The following is a 19,225-nucleotide window of genomic DNA, read 5'->3' as shown; positions in this document are numbered from 1 at the left end:
CAACTGCAACGGCTTTTAATGTGTTTGGTGCCCAGGAGAGGACTCGAACCTCCACGATGTTACTCGCTAGTACCTGAAACTAGTGCGTCTACCAATTCCGCCACCTGGGCATTTCAGGAAAGTCTAAGATTGTATATCAAAAAATCCACCCCCGGCGCGCAGTCCGCGCATCTGTCGGACGAAATTGAAGGCAGCGTGCAGGGTCACCGTGATGGACACGGTTTTGTCATTCGCGACGACGGCGAAGGCGACATCTATATTCCCCCCAACGAAATGCGCGCAGTTCTGCACAAAGACCGCGTACGTGCGCGCATCGTGCGCCAGGACCGCCGCGGACGTCCTGAAGGGCGCGTGGTCGAGATCATTGAGCGTCCCCCTCAGCCCATCATCGGCCGGCTGTTACAGGAAAGCGGCGTGTGGCTGGTGGCGCCTGAAGACAAGCGCTATGGCCAGGATGTATTGATCCCCAAAGGTGCCACGGGCGCTGCCAAGCCGGGCCAGGTGGTGGTTGTTGAATTGACAGAACCGCCCGCGCTGTTCGGCCAGCCTGTGGGTCGCATCACCGAAGTGCTCGGTGAAGTGGACGACCCTGGCATGGAGATCGAGATCGCCGTGCGCAAATACGGCGTGCCGCACGAGTTTTCTGCCGAGTGCCTAGCGCAAGCCAAAGAACTGCCCGACAAGGTGCGTGCGCAGGACAAGAAGCGCCGTGTGGACCTGACCGACGTGCCGCTCGTCACTATCGACGGCGAAGACGCCCGCGATTTTGACGATGCCGTGTACTGCGAGCCCGCCAAAGTAGGCCGTGGCAAAGGCTGGCGACTGCTGGTGGCCATTGCGGACGTGAGCCACTATGTGGAGACCGGCAGCGCCATCGACATTGACGCGTACGACCGTGCGACGAGTGTTTACTTCCCGCGCCGCGTGATCCCCATGCTGCCCGAGAAGCTCAGCAACGGCCTGTGTTCGCTCAACCCCGAGGTGGAGCGCCTGTGCATGGTCTGCGACATGCTGGTGACCGCCAAGGGCGAGGTGCATGCGTACCAGTTCTACCCGGCGGTGATGTTCAGCCACGCGCGCTTTACGTACACCGAAGTGGCGGCCATTTTGGCCAACACGCGTGGCCCCGAAGCCAGCAAGCGCAAGGACCGGGTCGGCGACCTGCTCAACCTGCACGACGTGTACCGCGCCTTGCTGCTGTCGCGCCGTGAACGCGGTGCCGTCGACTTCGAAACCACCGAGACGCAGATCGTCTGCGACGAGAACGGCCGCATCGAAAAGATAGTGCCGCGCACCCGCAACGATGCGCACAAGCTCATCGAAGAAGCCATGCTGGCCGCCAACGTGTGCAGCGCTGACTTCATTGCCCAGGGCGGCCAGCCCGGCCTGTTCCGTGTGCACGAGGGCCCTACGCCCGAGAAGCAGGAGATCCTGCGCAACTACCTCAAGGCCATGGCTGTGGGCATGACGATTGGCGACGATCCGAAGCCCGGTGACTTCCAGGCAATCGCCGAGGCCACCAAGGACCGGCCCGACGCCCAGCAGATCCACACCATGCTGCTGCGCTCCATGCAGCAGGCTATCTACACGCCGGTCAACAGCGGTCACTTCGGTTTGGCGTTTGACGCCTACACGCACTTCACCAGCCCGATCCGGCGCTACCCCGATCTGTTGGTGCACCGCGTCATCAAGGCGATTTTGAACAAGACCAAGTACGCATTGCCGTCCTTGCCCACACCCGGCGAAGCCCACGCCAAGCTCGCCAAGCGGCTGGCTGCCCGTGTGGCAGCCCCCGGCACCAAGCCCCGCAAGGATGTGCCCCCGCCCACCCGCGACACCCAGGCCTGGGAAGCCGCAGGCCTGCACTGCAGTGCCAACGAGCGCCGCGCCGACGAGGCCAGCCGCGACGTGGAAGCCTGGCTCAAGTGCAAGTACATGCGCGAGCATCTTGGTGAGGAGTACAGCGGTGTGGTCAGCGCAGCGACGAGCTTCGGCATCTTCGTGACGCTCGACGCCATGTACGTCGAAGGGCTTGTGCACATCACCGAACTGGGCGGCGAATACTTCAAGTTCGACGAGGCGCGCCAGGAACTGCGTGGCGAGCGCACCGGCATCCGCTATGCCATCGGTGCGCGGGTGCGTGTGCAGGTCAGTCGCGTGGACCTGGACGGCCGCAAGATCGACTTCCGCCTGGTGCGCGAAGGCGAGGAGCTGCTGGGCCGTGCCCTGAAGGACAAGGGCGTGGGCGCAGAAGGTCCTGGCAGCGGTGGCTCGCGCAAGGCCGGCGGCCGGTCGGGTGGACGCAAGTCCGACAAGGGCGCGGCCCCGTCAGCCACCGAGCAAGCGGGCCTCTCGCGCGAGCGGGCTGCTCGTTCGCCCATTCAGTCGCTCAAAGCGTCCGTCAAGAAGGCGGTGGCGGGCAAGGCCAGCAAGAGCAAAGCGCGCAAGCCGCGCCGCGGCTGATTTCGTACGGGCGGGATCGCATACGGGTTATTGGCATACGGGATACCCGCCTGCCTTTACTCATAAATTGATAGCTGCTAGCGCTTGTTGGATAAGCGCTAGCAGCTATTTTTACTTGTTTTTATCTGGGTGGGTGGCCTTTATGCCCCTCTTTAAAGCACCCAAAAATTCCGCATACCGTTGCGCGGTGTCGCCGGGCGCTTCCATCATCGGCAGATGGCCGATGCCCGGCAGCACGTCGACGCGTGCCTGCGGCAGATGGCTCTGCACAGTCTGCGTGCCCGACACGTCAAACACGCGGTCGCTGGTGCCCCATAGCACCAGGGTTGGCGGTTGTTGCAGCTTCGCCAGTTGCTGGTCGAGTAGATAGCGGTCCTTGAGTTGCGCATCCCACAGCCGCTCGTTCGACGCTGCGTTGCGCAGCGCCTCGTGCTCGGTGGCCGCGAGGATGGGGTAGGGCAGGAAGGGGCGTTTTTCAAACACCAGCGCCATCATCGCGTCGAATGCTTTCGCGTCGTGCGCGACCAGCGGGCGCTGCCCGGCATCGATGAGCCGGTCCATCGTGCTCTGTTGTGGTGACCGGATGCCGTGGGGCGCGCCGATGAAGGCCACGCTGGCCACGCGGTCGGGGTGTTCAATGGCGTACAACGCAGCGATGGTGCCGCCCATCGAGTTGCCCGCCAGGTGCGCCCGTTGGATGCCGAGCGCATCCATGAACGCACCAAGGCGGGTGACGTGGGCGGCGTAATCGTAGGGCTGGTTGTCATGCCGCGTGCTTTCGCCAAAGCCGGGGAGGTCTGGGGAAATGACTCGGTAGGTGTCCGTCAGTGGGCGCGCAAAATCCACCCAGTGGTCCTTCTCCGCAAAAATGCCGTGCAGCAGAACGACAGGTGTGCTGTCGCTGCCCGTTTCTGCTGACGCGGCGGGTGCGCCGCTGTCCAGATAGTGAATGGTGTGCATCGCTGCGTCGATGGTCTTTTCCTCCATGCCCGAAAGGCTGCGGTTGAGTGCCAGCAGGGGCTCCTTGAACAGCGCAGGAATGCTGTAGTAGAGCGCGATTGCGGCCAGTGCGAGGGCTGTGGCAGCGAGAAGAACGGTGCGTTTCAAGAGCGGGTCTCCGTGATTGGTAGGCATTGGCGTTGCGCGCCCGACCAAGACGCGACTGACGCCGTGCCCGCAAAGGCTATCGATAACAGCTGAGAAAAACTTGTATGTTTGGGCTATGCCAGCACGCAACACCTTGACCTTGGGCGCCAACCGGGCGTTGTATCTGGGCGAACTGCCCGCCACAGGCTGGCACTGCCATGCGGCTCCTGTTTTGCTGCTGGGGTTGTCGGGTCGGTTTGCGCTGCATTGGGGCGCAGGGCAGGCGGAGACCTGCCACAGCGCGCTGGTGGACGCGGGTGTGATGCACCTGCTGGACCCCTGCGGCGAGCAGGTGGCGCTGATGTACCTGGTGCCCGATTCGTACGAGGCGCGCAGCCTGCGTGCTGTGTTTGGTCGGCAGGGCGGGGTTGTGCTGGATGTGACCGCGCCCGTACGAGCGCGCAGTGCAATGGACACCCGGTTGCGCAGCTTTGATCTGCAAGCCTTACTGCAATGTGCCGGTGATGGTGTGGCTGTCCCTGCACTCGACCCCCGTGTGGCGCGCAGCCTGCAGGCCCTGCGCAGCCCGCAGGGTGCGCGGCTGTCGCGCGATGGCTTGGCGTCAGGCGTGCAATTGTCAGGCTCGCGTTTCAACCACCTGTTTCGCGCCGAGATGGGGGTGAGTTTGCGCAGTTACCGCGTGTGGTCGCAGGTGCGGCTGGCCATGGCGGCGCTGGCGGTCAGCCCGCGGCTGACCGACGCTGCGTTGCATGGCGACTTTTCGGACTCGGCCCATTTCAGCCGCATGTTCCGGCAGACCTTTGGCATGACGCCATCGAGCGTGCTCAAGCCGTTGAAAGAGGTTGTGCTGGTCGATTGAACCGGTCTTGCGCTGGTGGGTATGACCGCTATGCGACTACCCGCGCACTCGCCGTGCCAGTTCACTGGCCGTCAGGGCAGTTTCTTCCGGCCAGGCATCGGCCGCGAGGCCATGGGCATACACCGCGTCGCTGGCCGCGCGCAATGCGCTGGCACCTGTCGCCATGTGCGCACCCACCATGCCCGCCAACACATCGCCGGTGCCAGCGGTGGCCAGCCGTGCGTTGCCCGTGGGGTTGATGGCCGGAATGCGTTCAGGCGCTGCAATCACGGTGCCCGAGCCCTTGAGCACGGCCACGCAGTTGAACTGGGCGGCCAGTTGTTGGGCGGCATTCAGCCGGTCGGCCTGCACCTCAGCGGTCGTCAGGCCCAGCAACCGCGCGGCCTCTAGCGGGTGGGGTGTGAGTACGGTGGGCAGCCCGTGCTGGCTGCGGGCCACCACCAGTGCCTGCAAGGCAGCGTTGGGGGCGATGGTGTTGAGGGCGTCGGCGTCCAGCACCAGCTGGGCCGACCGGGTGATTACGTCGGCCAGCACGCCGCCTATGGCCTGGCCGCCCCCGCAACCGCAGACCACGGTGAGGTGTTCTAGGTCCAGCGCGTCGAACCGGCGCAGCATCAGCTCGGGTTGTTGTTGGTCCAGCTGCAGATGGCCGTGGTCGAGCAGGGCCACCAACACGCGGCCCGCGCCGCTGTGCAGGGCTGCGGAGGCGGCCAGCAACGCCGCGCCGCCCATGCCCATACCGCGTTCTGCCAGGCCTTCGCCACCGACCACCGCCACATCGCCATAGCTGCCCTTGTGGCTGGCGTGGGCGCGCGGGGTTGCTGATGCGGGGCCGGTCAGCCAGGCGTTGGGCGGCTCGTGCTCGGGCCGCACACCCAGGTCGTCCAGCCACACCTGGCCTGCTGCGTCGCGCCCAGCAGCCGTGAAAAGCCCGGGTTTGAGGGTGAGCAGGCTCAGCGTGTGGCGAGCTGGCATGGGGTGGTGGTGTGGCCGCCCGGCGTCCGGCGCAAGGCCCGCAGCGTATTGGCCGGTGTCGGCATCGAGCCCGCTGGGCTGGTCGACGGCCAGCACCGGGCAGGGGCTGCGCTGCAGCGCGTCCAGGCACGCACGCAAGCGCTTGTCAGGTTGGCGGGTAGGTTTGGATGCATCGGCAGCCGATGAAACGCCGATGCCCAGCAGTGCGTCGATACACAGGTCTTGAGGGCTCAGGTCATCGGGCGCAGCATCGGCCCATTGCACCCCGGCTGCCTGCGCGCGCTGCCACGATGCCTTGGCGTCTGCGGGCGCTCGGTCGGGGTGGCCTAACCAAGTCACCACCACCCGGCGCCCGTTGCGCTGCAGGTGCATGGCTGCTTCCAGCCCGTCGCCGCCGTTGTTGCCGGGGCCGCAGGCAATCCACACGGTGCGCGCATGGGGCGCTAGGGCTTGTGCTAGCTGCGCTACGGCCCAACCCGCGCGTTGCATCAACGTGTGCGGTGGCAGGGCAGCGGTGGCAGCGTGCTCGATGCGGCGCGTGGCTGCGGTGTTGAACAGGGCGTGTGGCTGATCGGGTGTGATGCGGTGCATGGGCGTAGGGCTGCAAGGGGCAGCGCTGCGCCATTGTGCGCCGTACCTCTCGGATGTGAAAAGCAGAGGGGATCGGTGTGCTGCGGGGGGCGGTCAGAACCGCCGCATCCCCAGCCCATCCAGCGGCACTGCGGGTTCGCGCTGGGCAATCAGGTCTGCCACCACCCGGGCGCTGCCGCAGGCCAGGGCCCAGCCGCCCGCGCCGTGGCCGGTGTTGAGCCACAGGCCAGGCAGGCCGCTGGCGCCGATCACAGGGGCGCCATCGGGCAGCATGGTGCGTGCGCCGCGCCAGATCTGCAGATTGGACGACAGCTGCGCGCCGCCTGGAAACCAGTCGTTCAGCGTGCGGTACAGCCGCTGCAATGTGGGCGTGTGATGGTCTGCATCCGCACCCGCCAGCTCGGCGCCGCCTGCGATGCGCACGCGCTGCCCCAGGCGCGTGATGCTGATCTGCTGGGCCATGTCCACCACGCTGGCGCGCGGTGCGTGGGTGGATTCGCGCAGCGGGGCGCTGACCGAATACCCATAGACCGCCGTCATCGGCAGCTGCACGCCCATCGCGGGCATCAGCGCGGCAGAGGCCATGCCAGCGCACAGCACCACGGCGTCAAAGCGGCGCAATTCGGACTCGCCCTGCACGGCCACACCGGTAGGCGTGCTGCTGATGCGGTCCACGCGGGTGTTGAAGACAAACTGCACGCCCGATCCCTGGGTGCCCTGGCGCAGCAACTGCGCAAACAGGCGGCAGTTGCCCGCGCTGGCATCGGGCAAGTGAATGGCGCCGGCCAAGGGGGCTTCGGGCGACAGCCCGGGTTCGATCTTGTGTGCGGCGGCGGAGTCGATGTCGCTGGCCGCTACGCCGCAGTCGCGCAGGACCTGCAGCGCGGGTTGCAGGTCGGCGCGTTCTTGCTCGGTACGCAGCAGCACCAGTCGGCCGTCACTGGCTTCAAAGTCCAGTTCGTGCTGGGTGGCAATCGCTTTGGCACGTGTCTGGCTGTATTGTGCAAGACGCTCCAGCGCAGCGGCGGGCGCGCTGTTGGCGGCAGAGGCTGCGCGCCAGCGCCACACCCACGCCAGATGGTTTTTGCTCAGACCGCCCGCCAGCCTTAAGGTGGCCTGAGGGCCCATCAGCCGCAGCGCGTGGCCGAATCCCGGCAAGGCCCACGGACTGAGCAGCAGGGGGGCCAGCAGCCCGGCCGTGGCGAAGCTAGCCTCTTCGGCGGCGGCGCTGCGCTGGTCAAACACGGTCACCTCGTGGCCGTCGCTGGCCAGCTCATACGCAGTGGTGACGCCGACGATACCGGCGCCCACGATGGCAATCTTCATGAATTGGAGTGTTTTTGGCCTCTATCGCTTATCCAGTAAGCGCTAGTAGCTATTGTTTTTGTAGTATTTGTTCAATCTGCAGGCTGATATTGAGCACAGTGTCATCCCGGAGGGCCCCGTGCCAGACCATCAGGCCGACCGGGAGTTCCCCCTGCACATGGCAGGGCAGGGACAGCGCGCAACCATCCAGCAGGTTGATCACGCTGGTGTTGCGCAGCAGCAGGTTGTTGACGCGGAAGAATTCAGCATCACGCTCCGCTCCGGGTGCCACATCTGCAATGGGAGGCGCCACGATGGGCACGGTGGGCGAGAGGAGGGCGTCGTAGCCCGCCATCTGGTCCATCATGCGGGCAATCCAACTCTGGCGGGCTTGCAACAGGTCGATGTATTCCCACGCCATCAGGGTGGCGCCTTTTTCAATGCGGGCACTCACCCGCGGGTCGTAGCGGTCGCCCGCGCGCAGCAGTAAATCGCGGTGCCATGCATAGCTTTCGGGGGCAGCAAAACCGTAGGCGGGTTGTTCGCGCACGGCGGGCAGGTCGATGGTGTCGATGGTGGCGCCTGCCTGGCGCAGTGTGGCCAGGGTGCGCTCGAATGCACGCGCTACCGTGGAATCCAGTCCATCCAGAAAGAGTGTGGACGGAACCGCCAGTCGGTACTGCGACAGGGGTGCGGTGCTGCGGTCCACCGACCGCGCTGCCAGTACCTCGTGAACTACGATGGCATCGCGCACGCTGCGGGTCATGGCGCAGGCGGTGTCGAGGGTGGTAGACAGGGGAACGGCGCCAGTCGTGGGGACCAGCCGGGCCGTGTTCTTGAATCCGACAATGCCGTTGAGCGCTGCCGGAATGCGGATGGACCCCCCGGTGTCAGACCCCAGCCCGATGAAGGCTGCACCGGTGGCGACCGATACCCCTGCGCCCGACGACGAGCCGCCGGGGATGCGGGGCGAGGTTTGGGAGTCGGGCAGTGCACCAAAGCGCGCATCCCATGCGGCGGGCGTACCAAAGTGCGGGTTCACACCCACGCCCGAGAATGCGAACTCCACCATGTTGGTCCGGCCGATGAGGTTGGCGCCCGCCGCGCGCAGCCGGGCAACGGCCTGGCAGTCTTCGTCGGCAGGTGAGGCATCGGCCAACGCCACCGAGCCGGCCCCCGTGGATTGCCCACCAATGTCGAACAAGTCCTTGACCGACACGGCCAGGCCAGCGAGTGGCAGGTTGGTCAGGCCGGGTTGCTCCGCAGTGGTGCGTGCCGCTTCAAACATGGGGTGGACGAAGCTGTACTGGTTGGCAGGCGCCTGGGCGGCTTCAATGCAGCGCTCCAGCTCGGCGGGCACCGTGGTGGCGCCTTCGCGCAGGCGGTCGCGGGTGGCGAGAAGGTCTGAAAGCATGGGGTGTGCTAGAATCTTTGGGTTTTGCTGGGTGCTGTAGCGCATTGTTTGAAGCGCAAGCAAGTACCTGCAGTAAGGCGGTGTTACCCGATGTTATCGGTGCACTGCCGCAAAACAAATCGCAAACCAGCCCCGTCAAGGTGTTGCGTCTCTCGTGTCAAACACGGGCCGCAAATATTGGAGCTGGATTTTAGACCCAACCTTTGGAGTATTTTTATGTCCGTTACCATGCGCGAAATGCTGGAAGCCGGTGTCCACTTTGGTCACCAAACCCGCTTCTGGAACCCCAAGATGGCTCCCTACATCTTCGGCCATCGCAACAAGATTCACATCATCAACCTGGAAAAGTCGCTGCCACTGTTCCAGGAAGCACAAAAGTTCGCCAAGCAACTGGCTGCCAACCGCGGCACGATCCTGATGGTCGGCACGAAGCGCCAAGCCCGTGAAATCCTGTCCACCGAAGCCCTGCGCGCTGGCGTGCCTTTTGTGGACCAGCGCTGGTTGGGCGGCATGCTGACCAACTTCAAGACGGTCAAGACCTCGATCAAGCGCCTCAAGGACATGAAGGCCCAGCAAGAAGCGGGTCTTGAAAGCCTGAGCAAGAAGGAGCAACTGACGTTCTCCCGCGAAATCGAAAAGCTGGAAAAGGACATCGGCGGCATCCAGGACATGGCTGCTCTGCCAGACGCCATCTTCATCATCGACGTGGGCTTCCACAAGATCGCCGTGGCTGAAGCCAAGAAGCTGGGCATCCCGCTGATCGGTGTGGTTGATACCAATCACTCGCCTGAAGGCATCGACTACGTGATCCCCGGTAACGACGACTCGGCCAAGGCCGTGACGCTGTATGCCCGTGGCATCGCTGACGCGATCATCGAGGGCCGTGCCAACGCCGTGAACGAAGTCGTGAAGGCAGCTACTGCTGAAAGCACCGACGAATTCGTGGAAGTGCAAGAAGCCGCCGCCTGATCACCCGGCTGCGCGATCCGTCGCGAACAAAAGCGGGGCCCCTGGTGAGCCCCCTTTTTTTTAGCCCGAATCCGAACTGACTGAACTGAACTCTGAAGGAATAAAGATGGCTGCAATTACCGCAAGCATGGTTGCTGAACTGCGTGGCAAGACCGACGCACCGATGATGGAATGCAAGAAGGCGCTGACCGAAGCCGACGGCGACATGGTCAAGGCCGAAGAGCTGCTGCGCGTCAAGCTGGGCACCAAGGCTGGCAAGGCCGCGTCGCGTATCACTGCCGAAGGCGTGGTCGCCAGTTTCATCGATGGCACCACCGGTGGCCTGATCGAAGTGAACAGCGAAACCGATTTCGTCTCCAAGAACGACAGCTTCATCAACCTGGCCAAGGCTGCAGCCGAGCTGGTTGCCAAGCACAACCCCGCTGATGTGGCTGCTCTGGGCGCACTGCCTTACAGCCAAGACAGCTTCGGCCCCACGCTCGAAGACGTGCGCAAGGGTCTGATCGGCAAGATCGGCGAGAACATGTCTTTCCGCCGCTTCAAGCAATTCAGCGGCAGCAACAAGCTGGCCTCGTACCTGCACGGCACGCGCATCGGTGTGGTTGTCGAATTCGAAGGTGACGAAGTCGCTGCAAAGGACGTGGCCATGCACATTGCTGCCATGAAGCCTGTGGCTCTGACCAGCGCTGACGTGCCTGCCGACCTGATTGAAAAAGAGCGTTCGGTTGCCGCCGCCAAGGCCGCCGAAGATGCAGCCGTGGCCGTGGCCGCGGGCAAGCCCGTGCAGTCCGATGAAATCGTGGCCAAGCGCATCGAAGGCGGTGTGCAGAAGTACCTGAAGGAAGTCTCGCTGTTCAACCAGGTCTTCGTGAAGGCTGCGGATGGCAAGCAGACCGTCGAGCAGATGCTCAAGGCCGCCAACACCACCGTCAAGGGTTTCACTCTGTACGTGGTCGGCGAAGGCATTGAGAAGAAGGTTGACGACTTCGCTGCCGAAGTGGCTGCCCAGGTAGCTGCTGCCAAGGCTGCTGCCTGATCTTTCAAGCAACAACCCCCAAAGTCCCTCACCTACCACCGGAGAAATTTCCCATGTCCAACGCTGCACCAGCCCACAAGCGCATCCTGCTCAAGCTGTCTGGTGAGGCGTTGATGGGGGATGACGCCTTCGGGATCAACCGCGCCACCATCGTTCGCATGGTGGAGGAGATCGCTGAAGTGACCCGCCTGGGCGTCCAGGTGGCGGTGGTGATTGGTGGGGGCAATATTTTCCGTGGTGTGGCGGGCGGCTCGGTCGGTATGGATCGGGCCACGGCAGACTACATGGGCATGCTAGCCACCGTGATGAACGCGCTGGCCTTGGCCGATGCCATGGACAAGCAAGGCCTGATCGCCCGCGTGATGTCTGCCATTGCCATCGAGCAGGTGGTTGAACCTTATGTGCGACCCAAGGCGCTGCAGTACCTCGAAGAAGGCAAAGTGGTCGTTTTTGCGGCTGGTACGGGAAACCCTTTCTTCACGACAGATACAGCGGCCGCTCTGCGCGGTGCCGAAATTGGTGCCGAGCTGGTGCTCAAGGCCACGAAGGTCGACGGCGTTTATACTGCCGACCCCCAGAAGGACCCTACGGCGACGCGCTACACGAAGCTCAGCTTCGACGAAGCCATGTCCCGCAATCTGGGCATCATGGATGCGACCGCTTTCGCCCTGTGCCGCGACCAGAAACTGCCGGTACGGGTGTTCTCCATCATCAAGCACGGTGCTCTGAAGCGCGTGGTGATGGGCGAAGACGAAGGTACGCTGGTTTACGCTTGACGACGATGGTTGGGGCCTGCACCGATGCAGGCCAGCCCTGAGGAGAAAACATGACGATTGCCGACATCAAGAAAAACACAGAAACCAAGATGGACCAGTCCATCTCGGCGTTCAAGAACAACTTGCAGAAGATCCGCACGGGCCGTGCCAACCCCGGACTGCTCGACACGGTGCAGGTGGACTACTACGGTTCGATGGTTCCTTTGAGCCAGGTGGCCAATGTGTCTCTGATCGACTCCCGTACCATCAGCGTTCAGCCCTGGGAAAAGGGCATGGGCGCCAAGATCGAAAAAGCCATCCGCGAAAGCGACCTGGGTCTGAACCCCGCTTCGATGGGCGATCTGATCCGTGTGCCCATGCCGCCCATGAGCGAAGAGCGCCGCAAGGAAATGACCAAGCTCGCCCGCAACGAAGGCGAGAGCGCCAAGATCGCCGTTCGCAACCTGCGCCGCGATGCGAACGAATCCGTCAAGAAGCTGGTCAAGGACAAGCTGGCGTCTGAAGACGACCAGAAACGTGCCGAAACCGAAGTGCAGAAAGCCACCGACAAGCACATCGGTGAGATCGATGCACTGGTGGCTGCCAAAGAGCAGGAAATCATGGCGGTTTAAGCCCCTTGGGCTTGAACGTTCACATGTCTGATTCTGCGGTGGTGCCACACCACATCGCCATCGTCATGGATGGTAACGGCCGCTGGGCCACGCGCCGCTTCTTGCCGCGCCTGGCCGGCCACAAGCAAGGGGTTGATTCACTGCGCCGCTGTGCACGCGCGTGTGTGCAGCGCGGCGTTTCCGTGTTGACCGTCTTTGCGTTTTCTTCCGAAAACTGGAACCGTCCAGCCGATGAGGTCTCGGGCCTTATGGAGCTGCTGGCGATGGCACTGGCGCGCGAAGTGCCCCAACTCAAGAAGGATGGCGTGCGCCTGTATTTCGTGGGCGAACGCGCAGGCCTGTCGCCCAAGGTGCGCGAGGGCCTGGCCCAGGCCGAAGCGGTCACGGCCGACAACACGCGCCTCGTGCTCAATGTGTGCTTCAACTACGGCGGCCGCTGGGATATCGCTCAGGCCGCTGCGTCCCTGGCTGCTCGCGGCGAGCCCATTACAGAGATGAGCTTGCATGGTGCGATGGGTATGGCCCATGTGCCCGACCCGGATTTGGTGATTCGCACCGGTGGGGAAATGCGGATCAGCAACTTTCTGCTCTGGCAGGCTGCATACTCCGAGTTCTTTTTCAGTGACCGGTTGTGGCCGGATTTCGACGAGTCGGCGCTGGACGAGGCAATTGCCGCCTTCAGCCGTCGCGAGCGCCGTTTTGGCAAAACCTCCGAACAAATCCTGTCCGCGCATCCCGACCCGATGCCGGGCTGAGAACCCGCACAGGCTCTGAAAGGCCCCATGCTCAAACAGCGTGTCATCACTGCCCTTGTATTGCTGGCTATCTTGCTGCCTGCGCTTTTCTATCCATCGACCGAGCCCTTCATGCTGGTGGTTCTGGTGCTCATGGCTGCCGGGGCGTGGGAATGGGGGCGCTTGAGCGGTTTTGGTCAGGCTGGCTCGGTGGCAGTGGGCGCTGCATGCGTGGCGCTGTGTGCCGGGTCCTGGACATTGGGCTGGGTAGATCGTCCTTTGACGGCTCTCTGGGTTCTGGGAGGCGGGTTGTGGGTGCTGGCCACCGCGTGGTTGCTGCGTGCCGGTGTGCCTGGCTGGGCGCGTATCCCGGCGGGTTTGCGCTTGGTGGCCGGTGTGTTGGCGCTCTGGTTGGCATGGCTGGCGGTGGTGCAGGCCCGCACGATCGGAATCAATTTTCTGCTGTCAGTGCTGCTGCTGGTGTGGGTGGCTGACATCTTCGCGTATTTCGCCGGACGCGCTTTCGGCCTGCGCTTCACAAAAAGCAAGCTGGCTCCGTCCATCAGCCCAGGCAAAAGCTGGGAAGGGGTGTGGGGCGGCCTTGCTGGCGTGGTGGTGATGGCCTTTGTCTGGGTGGCCGCCGATGCACATTGGCAGGCGCTGGTGCCCAGCTTCTACAGTCGCATGGCACAGCCAGGATGGTGGTTGCTGGTGATTGCCGCACTGTTCATGGTGGCCATGAGCGTGTCGGGCGACCTGGTGGAGTCGCTGATCAAGCGCAGTGCAGGCGTCAAGGACAGCAGTGGTCTGTTGCCGGGACATGGCGGCGTGCTTGACCGGGTGGATGCCTTGCTGCCGACCCTGCCGCTGGCGATGATGCTTACGAGTCTGACGACAACGCAATGATGAAACAACGACTCACTGTTCTGGGGTCCACGGGCTCCATCGGTACCAGCACGCTCGATGTGGTGGCCCGTCACCCGGATCGTTTCGAGGTGTTTGCGCTCAGCGCCGCCACCCAGGTGGACCTGATGCTGTCGCAGTGCGCACAGTTTCGTCCCCGTTTCGCCGTGATGGCCAGTGCGCCTCACGCCGCGCTCCTTGCTGAAAAATTGGAGTCAAATAGCCTTCCAACGCAGGTAATTCAAGCGCAAGATGCTCTTGAAATCATAGCATCGCACCCCGAGGTGGACGCCGTGATGGCAGCCATCGTTGGGGCTGCGGGCCTTGCACCCTGTCTGGCGGCGGCACGTGCGGGCAAGCGGTTGCTGCTGGCCAACAAAGAGGCCTTGGTGGTGGGCGGCGGGCTGTTCATGCAGACCGTGCGCGAGGGCGGGGCAACGCTGCTGCCCATCGACAGCGAACACTCTGCCATCTTCCAGTGCCTGCCGGAAGACCCAACGACCTGGGCTGACCGGGTGGACAGCATCCTGCTGACCGCCTCGGGGGGGCCGTTCCGCCAGCGCGATCCTTCCACGCTGTCGGGTATCACCCCGGCCCAGGCATGCGCGCATCCTAATTTCTCGATGGGGCGCAAGATATCGGTGGATTCGGCCACGATGATGAACAAGGCGCTCGAAGTGATCGAAGCGCGCTGGCTGTTCGATCTGCACCCTGACCAGATCAAGGTGGTGATTCACCCGCAGCAGATCATCCATTCGATGGTCCAGTTCAAGGACGCTTCTATCCTGGCGCAACTAGGCACCCCCGACATGCGCGTGCCCATCGCCTGTGGTCTGGCGTGGCCGGAGCGTATTGTCAGCGGCGCCAGCAAGTTGGATTTTTCTGCCTTGACGGCATTGGCTTTCGAGGACGCCGATGCGGTTCGCTTCCCCGGTTTGCACCTTTCCTGGCAGGCTCTGAAGGCAGTAGAGGGCACCACTGCCGTTCTAAATGCGGCCAATGAGGTGGCTGTGGGCGCGTTTTTGTCCGGAAAACTTCGTTTTGACCATATTCATGCGGTCAACCTTGCAACTTTGGATGCTGTGTCCCCCTCCAAGCCCAATTCGCTCGAAGCCTTGCTTGATCTGGATACCCAGGCGCGCAGTGCCGCAGAGCATGCAGCGGGTCTTCTGGCTGCCTGAGCGTCGCTCAGTCCCATGTTGACACCTTGCTGACCCACGGAACCCATTACCCATGCTGTTGACCCTCGTTGCCTTCATCGTGGCCCTTGGCCTTCTGATTGCCGTTCATGAATATGGGCATTATCGGGTGGCAGTGGCCTGCGGCGTCAAGGTGCTTCGCTTCTCGGTGGGTTTTGGCAAACCTTTGTTGAGCTGGCGGCCTAAGGGTTCTCCCACCGAGTTCGTGCTGGGAGCGTTCCCTTTAGGGGGCTATGTGCGTATGCTCGATGAGCGCGAGGCGCCAGTACCTGCCGAAGAGCGCCATCTGGCTTTCAATACCCAGCCCCTGCGCTCTCGTGCTGCCATCGTAGCGGCGGGGCCCATCGCCAACCTGCTGCTGGCGGTGTTGCTGTATTCGCTTGTCAACTGGAACGGTGTGGAAGAGCCCAAGGCCTTGCTGGCCAGTCCGGTGGCGGGCTCTGTGGCCCAGAGTGCGGGATTGCGGGGTGGAGAGCTGGTCGAGCGCGCCGCGTTGGGCTCGGACGAGATGGAGCCGGTCCGGTCGTTTGAGGACCTGCGTTGGATGTTGACGCGCGGAGCGCTGGAAGGCGTGACCGTGCGGCTGGACGTGCAACCCCAGCCTGGTGCCTCCCACCGCGAAATTCTTTTGGACATGTCGCGGATAGACACCCGCGAGGCGGATGCCCAGTTGTTCCGCAAGATCGGGATCCTGGGGCCGTGGACACGCCCTGTGCTGGGCGAGGTTATGGCGGGCAGCGCGGCAGAGCGCGCAGGCCTGCGTCAAGGCGATGTCGTTCTCAAGGTGGGTGCGACCGACGTGGTGGATGGGCAGCAACTGCGGGAGCTGATCCGCCAGTCCGTTCGCGGTACAGAACCTCTGGCCCAGCCCTGGCGTATTGAACGCACTGGGCAGGTGCTTATGCTGGATGTAGTGCCGGAGGCAAAGGCAGAGCCTGGCGCGACGGTGGGGCGCATCGGTGCCTATGTGGGGGCGGCACCTGAGTTCGTGACCGTGGACTATGGTCTGTTTGAAGGCGCGTGGGCGGGTGTCGTCAAAACCTGGGATGTATCGGTTCTGACGCTGCGCATGATGGGTCGCATGGTGATTGGCGAGGCGTCGCTCAAGAACCTGAGCGGGCCGCTGACCATTGCCGACTACGCAGGGCGCTCGGCCAGCCTCGGACTCACTCAATATCTGGTTTTCCTTGCGCTGATCAGCGTGAGCCTCGGAGTACTCAACCTGCTTCCGCTGCCTGTCTTGGACGGCGGGCACCTGATGTATTATCTTTGGGAGGGAGTGACGGGCAGGGGGGTGTCGGATGCATGGATGGAGCGTCTGCAGCGCGCAGGCGTTGCAGTGCTGCTTCTCATGATGTCCATAGCCCTGTTCAACGATGTCACCCGGCTCTTTGGCTAACACTTTTGCCGCGTTTGCCCTGCAACTGCGGCTTCAGCTTCACTCATGAAAAAACACATCAATCGCCTGGGCGTGCGTACCGCATCGGCCATTGCAGCCATGATTTTTGCCGCCAATGCGGCATGGGCTCTGGAGCCTTTCAAGGTGCAGGACATTCGCGTGGAGGGGCTGCAACGTGTTGAGCCCGGCACCGTTTTCGCATCCATGCCTTTGCGTGTGGGCGACGACTACAACGATGAAAAGGGTGCTGCCGCGATCCGCGCACTATTCGGACTCGGGCTTTTCAAGGACGTGCGCCTGGAAGCCAGTGGCAATGTGCTGGTGGTGGTTGTGGAAGAACGCCCCACCATTGCCGATGTGGACTTTGCTGGCACGCGCGAATTTGACAAGGACGCGCTCAAAAAGGCCATGCGCGACGTCGGATTGACCGAAGGACGTCCCTACGACAAGGCATTGGCTGATCGGGCCGAGCAAGAACTCAAGCGCCAGTACATCAACAAGAGTCTTTACGGCGCTGAGGTGGTGACGACCGTGACCCCCATTGAGCGCAATCGTGTGAATCTGACGTTCACCGTGGTGGAGGGTGATCCTGCCCGGATCAAGGAAGTGCGTCTCGTCGGCAACAAGGCTTTTAGCGAATCCACGCTGAAGGGGTTGTTTGACCAGGACACGGGTGGCTGGCTTAGCTGGTACACCAAGTCGGACCGTTATTCGCGCGCCAAGCTCAATGCCGATCTGGAAACCCTCCGGTCGTACTACCTGCAGCGCGGGTATCTGGAGTTTCGCGTGGATTCCACGCAGGTTGCCATTTCTCCGGACAAGCAAGACATTTCCATCACGGTCAACGTGACCGAAGGCGAGCGTTTTGTAGTCTCTGGCGTGAAGCTCGAAGGCAATTACCTTGATCGTGAGGACGAGTTCAAGTCGCTGGTCACGATACGACCGGGTGAACCTTACAACGCGGATCAGGTCACCGAAACGACCAAGGCGTTTTCGGAATACTTTGCTCGCTTCGGATTTGCGTTTGCGCGCGTCGAAGCCGTGCCGGAGATCGACCGCGAAAACAACCGCGTGACTTTTGTTGTGCAGGCTGAACCCGCACGCCGCGCTTATGTGCGTCGCATTAACGTCAGCGGGAACAATCGCTCACGTGACGAAGTGATTCGTCGCGAGTTCCGCCAGTACGAAGCGTCCTGGTACGACGGCGAAAAGATCCGCATCTCACGCGACCGTGTAGATCGTCTTGGCTTTTTCACAGAAGTCAATGTCGAGACCCAGGAAGTACCTGGATCGCCAGATCAGGTGGATTTGGTGATCAACGTGGCAGAAAAGCCGACGGGGTCCCTGCAGCTGGGTGTTGGCTTCTCCAGCGCGGAAAAAGTAGCGCTGTCGTTCGGTATCAAGCAGGAAAATATCTTTGGCTCGGGCAATTACCTCGGGATTGATGTCAACACCAGCAAGTACCGCCGGACTCTGGTGTTCAGCACCACCAATCCGTACTTCACGCCAGACGGTATTTCGCGCACTGTGGATGTGTACTACCGCACGGACAAGCCCTACGAAGACCAGGGCGGCAACTATGAGCTGATCACCACCGGCACCTCGGTGCGTTTTGGCGTGCCATTCAGCGAAACCGACACGGTGTTCTTCGGTGGTGGTCTGGAACAGACCAAGATCAAGCCGGGTACCAATATTCCTGCGACTTATCTTGCCTATGCCGATCAGTTTGGCTACAGCAGCACCTCGATTCCCCTGACGATTGGCTGGTCGCGTGATGATCGTGACAGTGCTCTGGCACCTAATTCGGGTCGCTATCAGCGCCTTAATTCAGAATGGTCCGTGGCGGGTGATGCGCGTTATGTACGTGCCAATTACCAATATCAGCAATATGTGCCATTGAACAAGCGGTTTACCGTGGCCTTCAACGGAGAGTTTGGCATTGGCAAGGGGATGAATGGTCGTCCGTTCCCGGTGTTCAAGAACTTTTATTCGGGTGGTCTGGGTTCAGTGCGTGGTTTTGACCAAGGCACTCTCGGACCGCGCGACGTCACCGGCGCGTCGCTGGGTGGACCTAAGAAGGTCACGCTCAATGCGGAGCTGATTGCTCCCTTCCCGGGTGCTGGGAACGACAGGACCCTGCGTGTGTTTACCTTCTTCGATGTTGGCAACGTGTATGGAGAGAACGATAAAGTTACCTTCAGTGACATGCGTGCTTCCGTTGGACTGGGACTGAGCTGGATTTCCCCGCTCGGTCCACTGCGTTTAGCGTTTGCGCAGCCAGTGCGCAAGTTCGCTGGCGATAAAATCCAAAAATTGCAATTCCAGATTGGAACGTCTTTCTAATGAAATCCTTTTCTCGCCATATTTCTTTGGCCCTGCTGCTTGGCACCCTTGCCGTTGCAGCGCCAGCTCAAGCACAAGAGTTCAGAGCAGGCTTCGTCAACACCGACCGCATCTTCCGCGAGGCCAACACTGCCAAGGCTGCGCAAGCCAAGCTGGAGCAGGAGTTCGCGCGCCGTGAAAAAGAACTGGTCGATCTTGGCAACACGCTGAAGACCGCGTCCGAGAAGTTTGAGCGTGAAGCGCCCACCATGGCTGAAAGCCAGCGCACCACCCGCCAACGCCAGTTGGTGGACCAGGACCGTGATTTCCAGCGCAAGCGCCGTGAGTTCCAAGAAGACCTGACCGCTCGCAAGAATGAGGAACTGTCCCAGGTTCTGGAGCGCGCCAACAAGGTCGTCAAGCAGGTGGCCGAGGCTGAGAAGTACGACGTCATCCTTCAGGAAGCCGTGTACATCAACCCTAAGCACGACATCACTGACAAGGTGATCAAGGCGCTGAATGCCGCTCCTGCTGCAAAGTAAGTTCCAGCAGCGCTGCACAG

At 62.3% G+C, this 19,225-nt stretch carries 16 protein-coding genes and 1 tRNA gene; 12 read left to right on the top strand and 5 right to left on the bottom strand.

Features of this window, described 5'->3' with window-relative positions:
• Window positions 1-25 precede the first annotated feature (25 nt).
• Window positions 26-110 (bottom strand) — tRNA-Leu (locus tag ACK4OE_RS02345).
• A gap of 19 nt (window positions 111-129) precedes the next feature.
• Here ACK4OE_RS02345 and rnr point away from each other — a divergent pair.
• Window positions 130-2,463: a ribonuclease R gene (gene rnr, locus ACK4OE_RS02340; RefSeq protein WP_409882729.1), complete on the top strand. Its 2,334-nt coding sequence runs from the start codon at window positions 130-132 to the stop codon at window positions 2,461-2,463.
• 111 nt (window positions 2,464-2,574) lie between these two features.
• Here rnr and ACK4OE_RS02335 read toward each other — a convergent pair whose 3' ends face one another.
• A complete protein-coding gene (locus tag ACK4OE_RS02335) occupies window positions 2,575-3,570 on the bottom strand; it encodes an alpha/beta fold hydrolase (protein WP_409882728.1) in 996 nt (331 codons plus the stop codon).
• Window positions 3,571-3,685: 115 nt separating this feature from the next.
• Here ACK4OE_RS02335 and ACK4OE_RS02330 point away from each other — a divergent pair, with 115 nt between their 5' ends.
• The gene (locus ACK4OE_RS02330; protein ID WP_409882727.1) at window positions 3,686-4,429 is read left to right on the top strand and encodes a helix-turn-helix domain-containing protein; all 744 of its coding nucleotides are present in this window, start codon (window positions 3,686-3,688) and stop codon (window positions 4,427-4,429) included.
• A gap of 36 nt (window positions 4,430-4,465) precedes the next feature.
• On the opposite strand, the gene ACK4OE_RS02325 is transcribed toward ACK4OE_RS02330, so the two are convergent.
• The 3 genes from ACK4OE_RS02325 to ACK4OE_RS02315 form a co-directional block, all read right to left on the bottom strand.
• Window positions 4,466-5,995 (bottom strand): NAD(P)H-hydrate dehydratase, encoded by a 1,530-nt coding sequence (locus ACK4OE_RS02325; RefSeq protein ID WP_409882725.1) that lies wholly within the window; start codon window positions 5,993-5,995, stop codon window positions 4,466-4,468.
• A gap of 93 nt (window positions 5,996-6,088) precedes the next feature.
• Window positions 6,089-7,321 carry an FAD-dependent oxidoreductase gene (locus ACK4OE_RS02320; protein ID WP_409882724.1) on the bottom strand — a complete coding sequence of 411 codons (1,233 nt, stop codon included), beginning with the start codon at window positions 7,319-7,321 and terminating at the stop codon, window positions 6,089-6,091.
• Between the two features lie 49 nt (window positions 7,322-7,370).
• Window positions 7,371-8,714, bottom strand: a complete 1,344-nt coding sequence (locus ACK4OE_RS02315; protein WP_409882723.1) for an amidase — start codon at window positions 8,712-8,714, stop codon at window positions 7,371-7,373.
• A gap of 216 nt (window positions 8,715-8,930) precedes the next feature.
• On the opposite strand from ACK4OE_RS02315, the gene rpsB reads away from it, so the two are divergent.
• From rpsB to ACK4OE_RS02265, 10 genes are all read left to right on the top strand, one after another.
• Window positions 8,931-9,683 (top strand): 30S ribosomal protein S2, encoded by a 753-nt coding sequence (gene rpsB / locus ACK4OE_RS02310; RefSeq protein WP_409882722.1) that lies wholly within the window; start codon window positions 8,931-8,933, stop codon window positions 9,681-9,683.
• A 106-nt stretch (window positions 9,684-9,789) separates the two neighbouring features.
• A complete protein-coding gene (gene tsf, locus ACK4OE_RS02305) occupies window positions 9,790-10,719 on the top strand; it encodes a translation elongation factor Ts (protein WP_409882721.1) in 930 nt (309 codons plus the stop codon).
• Between the two features lie 53 nt (window positions 10,720-10,772).
• Window positions 10,773-11,495 (top strand): UMP kinase, encoded by a 723-nt coding sequence (gene pyrH / locus ACK4OE_RS02300; protein WP_007852283.1) that lies wholly within the window; start codon window positions 10,773-10,775, stop codon window positions 11,493-11,495.
• A 50-nt stretch (window positions 11,496-11,545) separates the two neighbouring features.
• A complete protein-coding gene (gene frr / locus ACK4OE_RS02295) occupies window positions 11,546-12,106 on the top strand; it encodes a ribosome recycling factor (RefSeq protein ID WP_409882719.1) in 561 nt (186 codons plus the stop codon).
• A gap of 23 nt (window positions 12,107-12,129) precedes the next feature.
• Window positions 12,130-12,861 carry a polyprenyl diphosphate synthase gene (gene uppS, locus ACK4OE_RS02290; protein WP_409882718.1) on the top strand — a complete coding sequence of 244 codons (732 nt, stop codon included), beginning with the start codon at window positions 12,130-12,132 and terminating at the stop codon, window positions 12,859-12,861.
• A gap of 27 nt (window positions 12,862-12,888) precedes the next feature.
• The gene (locus ACK4OE_RS02285) at window positions 12,889-13,746 is read left to right on the top strand and encodes a phosphatidate cytidylyltransferase (RefSeq protein ID WP_409882717.1); all 858 of its coding nucleotides are present in this window, start codon (window positions 12,889-12,891) and stop codon (window positions 13,744-13,746) included.
• Window positions 13,746-14,924, top strand: coding sequence for a 1-deoxy-D-xylulose-5-phosphate reductoisomerase (ispC, locus tag ACK4OE_RS02280; protein WP_409882716.1), 1,179 nt, complete (start codon window positions 13,746-13,748; stop codon window positions 14,922-14,924). Before ACK4OE_RS02285 ends, ispC begins: the two co-directional genes overlap by 1 nt.
• A 52-nt stretch (window positions 14,925-14,976) precedes the next feature.
• Window positions 14,977-16,341, top strand: a complete 1,365-nt coding sequence (rseP, locus tag ACK4OE_RS02275) for an RIP metalloprotease RseP (RefSeq protein WP_409882715.1) — start codon at window positions 14,977-14,979, stop codon at window positions 16,339-16,341.
• A gap of 45 nt (window positions 16,342-16,386) precedes the next feature.
• Complete coding sequence (gene bamA / locus ACK4OE_RS02270; RefSeq protein ID WP_409882714.1) at window positions 16,387-18,684, top strand: outer membrane protein assembly factor BamA; 2,298 nt, start codon at window positions 16,387-16,389, stop codon at window positions 18,682-18,684.
• On the top strand, window positions 18,684-19,205 hold the full coding sequence (locus tag ACK4OE_RS02265; protein ID WP_409882713.1) for an OmpH family outer membrane protein: 522 nt from the start codon (window positions 18,684-18,686) through the stop codon (window positions 19,203-19,205). Before bamA ends, ACK4OE_RS02265 begins: the two co-directional genes overlap by 1 nt.
• Window positions 19,206-19,225 lie beyond the last annotated feature (20 nt).

The sequence above is a fragment of the Acidovorax sp. genome (genome assembly GCF_046314175.1).
In the GTDB taxonomy this organism is placed as follows: domain Bacteria; phylum Pseudomonadota; class Gammaproteobacteria; order Burkholderiales; family Burkholderiaceae_C; genus Acidovorax.
The sequence above is the reverse complement of the archived record's forward strand: the minus strand, read 5'-3'. Positions and strand labels throughout refer to the sequence as shown.